Source organism: Ruegeria sp. SCP11 (assembly GCF_040329455.1).
Lineage (GTDB): Bacteria > Pseudomonadota > Alphaproteobacteria > Rhodobacterales > Rhodobacteraceae > Ruegeria > Ruegeria atlantica_E.
In genome coordinates this window covers 1-3,243 of sequence record NZ_JBDZYG010000040.1, presented here as the reverse complement: position 1 = coordinate 3,243, position 3,243 = coordinate 1, and the positions used below count along the sequence as shown (strand labels likewise).

Here is a 3,243-nt window from a genome sequence, read left to right as displayed (position 1 = left end):
CCCGACATATCGTGGCCGTGGATGAAAACAGCCGGACTGAACAACTGATTCTCATGCCGCTGCACGGCAACTCAAATCTCGGATGAACGTCGCCCGAGGGCGGTCTACAAACTTGCCGAAATGCTGCATGTGCAAAACGGGCCTCTTTTGATCTTGGTCGGTTTGGGCTCGGAGCAGACCTTAACCTCCCGCAGACATTGCATTTCCAGTGACATGTTGGAGATCGCTTTGCGGTGGCGTTCATCCCGCTCGTGAATGCTCCCAAGTTTCCTCAGGCAAGCGCGACCAGCCACCCGCCCCAGACAATCAAAACCACACCAAATCCTCGGCTCAGAAACCGCCCGAATGGCAACGTCTTTTCCGCCAATACTACGATTGTAAGTACGGCGACCCATGGCAGGTTCATGACGCCCAACACAAACAATAGCGCCATCAGCATCCAGCAGCAGCCAAGACAGTAGACCCCGTGGTAAAATCCCATCTTCGCTGCGCCCAGGGTCCCCTCGCGCCAATGAGCCGTCAGAAAACTCATGGGCGATCGGCAATGCTCTAGGCAAGCGTTCTTGAGTGGCGTCCATTGGAACAACCCGGCAAATATCAACATCACGCCGCCCACGGTCGGGGCAACCCTCCCCATCATGGAGGAAAGCGCGCCACCCGCATGCAGCCACCAATTCAATACAGTCGCCACCAGCGAGAACCCCAGCCAAACCAACAGATACCCCGCCACGAAGCTGCCAGTTGGTACGAAGGGCCGCCCTGCGTCCTCCCGCTTCGCGCGCACCCGTTCGTAGATCATGACGGCGGGTGTGACTGAAGGCAGCATCATCGCGAACATCATCACCGCCCACATGATAAGCATGAAGACAAAATCCGCGACCGACCACTGCATCATCATCGGCATGGCTACGTCGCCGGCTGTCGTCATCGGGGACGAACCAAGCCCGAGGTAAATTGTATAGGCCCACGCCAGCGCCGTGAGTGCGACTAGCGCTGCCAGCACCAGCGCCCGATCTCGTCGTGCGACTCCTACAGCATTCATTATGATGGCCTGACGATCCGGCCCGGCCTCAGCCGGCCCAAGCGACTTGTCCGACCACACCCGACCGGCCCGTCCAGGTCACGGGCATATCCGCGTCGTTCCAAGTGGTTCCTTCACTGGGGGCCAGATCACCTTCATGCCCCTCATGCCCGAAGGCGAGGCTGAATGCGGCGTTCTGCAGTTTCATCTTGTTGCCGAGGTCATTGACCAGACGACGGGATTTCATCTCGCCCACACCGGCCACGCTTGCAGTTAGTTCGCCATCAGCCTCGGTCACGCTGATTCCGGCGCGTTTGGTCGGAAGCCAGATCGACAACAGGCTTGCCGGCACCTCCATGCCGCCGCCGGACGCACCCTGCAAGATAGTCTCCAATGCCACCGCCTGCGCATCGCTGGCGTTTTCGTCAATGTACACTCGCCCGGTGCCGTTCGCATCGAACAGTGTCGGCCCGGGGAAATGCAATGAGACAATCGCGTTTTGGCCGGAAAGGTCCACGCCTTCATGAGAGCCCTCGCGAATGCGTATCAACAGGGATGTTGCGCAGTACCCTTGGTCCAAGAGCATAAGGTCGGCTTGTCCGAACCAGCATGGGCAAAGCATGTTGCAATTGCAGGTTTCGACGAGTTCCCCTGAAACATTCCAAGACATGATTTCTCCTCCCATCCCACATTTCCCACGGCTGCATTTTAGCAGAAAGGTCGCTTTTTACCAATCAACCGAAAGGTTATCCATGTTTCCTCCGGGTTCTAAGCACTAGTGTAGCCCACCCTTTGTCAGCTTCTGCTCAACCTCTCGCAGCAGCTTCAAGATGTCTTCGTCTGAATGTTGCTTCCTCGCCATGTCAAATCCCCTTCTCGCGCACAGTTTAATGGCTTAATGGCACAGTTTTAGGGGGCTAAGACACAACGATCCAGACGAGCCCCTGCCGCTTCGACAAAGCAAGCTCAAATTCAACACTATTTGGTTTGTCGAAGGGCATGTTGCGATCTCGTGCCTGCCTTTCAAAGCTAGCTTTTTTAGTAGTCAGCCTCAACAAAACGAACCCGTTTGACCAGTCGATTCCGGACTCACTTGACTTGAACCGAGAATCTACGTCAGACTTTAGGGATTAAAGTTTAGAGCGGCACATTGCTTCCCGGTGCAGTGAATAATTAAATTTTTGCCTCTCAAAAAGTTGCCCCTTTCCAATCTACTAAAAGGGGCAAAAATAAGTTCGAAAAATTGGCAACAAAGTTTCTTTTGTGGGGGAAATTAAATGCCACCTAAAGGTAAAAAAGGCGGATTAAGCTCCGTCGTTGGTACGCCGTTTTCCGAGACAATTGTCGGATCAACCAACCCAGAGAAAATTGACGGAAACGATGGAGATGACATCATCTTTGGGTACGGTGATGACTCAGGTGTCGGAGGAACACCGCCTGCAATAGACCCCGATGGCGGGAATGCGAGCGACGACGATGTACTTAATGGAGGCGATGGAAATGACACGCTTTACGGAGGTGCTGGGGACGACCAACTTCAAGGTGGCAATGATGACGATCACCTTTATGGCGGCAGTGGAAACGATCTTTACGAGGGTGGTAACGGATTTGACATTGCATATTTGAATGGAACATTCGACCAGTTCACTTTTTCCTACCAAAAGAAAGGGAACAGCTGGAAAAGCGACGGTCCAGACGGCGCAGATACATTCAAATCATCGGTTGAAGCAATTCAGTTCTCGGACGGATATCAACTAGATATTACGGGAGCCACCAATAATGCCGCGTACGGGGTCGACGACGTTTCCGAAACAGACGAAGATTCTTCATTATTGATAACCGCGGGATCGCTCCTTTCAAACGACGTAGATTTCGAGGGTGATAGTCTCCGCATTCAGTCCATTGATGCTACAGGTTTGATCGGTTCTATCGCTGTTCAAACAGACGCCTCTGGGTCTGTCACTTCCATTACTTTCGGCCCGGATAACCAATTCGAATACTTGGGGGTCGGACAGTCAGCCCAAACATCATTTACCTACGTTGTTACAGATGACATAGGCGGTTCCGACACCGCCACAGTCACGATCACCGTAATGGGCGTGAATGATGCACCGACGGATATCACGCTGTCCAACGCCTCCGTCGACGAGAACGCGGCGGGCGCGATCATCGGCGACCTGACGGTGACGGATCCGGACGATGGCGACAGCCATACCTTCTCC

The 3,243-nt window shown here is 54.0% G+C and carries 3 protein-coding genes; 1 reads left to right on the top strand and 2 read right to left on the bottom strand.

All coding sequences use genetic code 11. The annotated features are described in order from the left end of the window. Positions 1 to 271 precede the first annotated feature (271 nt). Both ABLN94_RS24455 and ABLN94_RS24450 read right to left on the bottom strand, forming a co-directional pair. A complete protein-coding gene (locus ABLN94_RS24455) occupies positions 272 to 1,042 on the bottom strand; it encodes a DUF2182 domain-containing protein (protein ID WP_352997301.1) in 771 nt (256 codons plus the stop codon). A 28-nt stretch (positions 1,043 to 1,070) separates the two neighbouring features. Beyond that, positions 1,071 to 1,691: a DUF1326 domain-containing protein gene (locus ABLN94_RS24450; protein ID WP_352997299.1), complete on the bottom strand. Its 621-nt coding sequence runs from the start codon at positions 1,689 to 1,691 to the stop codon at positions 1,071 to 1,073. A gap of 607 nt (positions 1,692 to 2,298) precedes the next feature. Between ABLN94_RS24450 and ABLN94_RS24445 the strand changes: the two genes are divergently transcribed. Then, the coding region (locus tag ABLN94_RS24445) for an Ig-like domain-containing protein (RefSeq protein WP_352997297.1) at positions 2,299 to 3,243 on the top strand (945 nt) is incomplete at its 3' end.

Coding starts and splice junctions, on each gene's coding strand:
- ABLN94_RS24455 (WP_352997301.1), bottom strand. CDS start 1,042: ATGAATGCTGTAGGAGTCGCACGACGAGATCGGGCGCTGGTGCTGGCA.
- ABLN94_RS24450 (WP_352997299.1), bottom strand. CDS start 1,691: ATGTCTTGGAATGTTTCAGGGGAACTCGTCGAAACCTGCAATTGCAAC.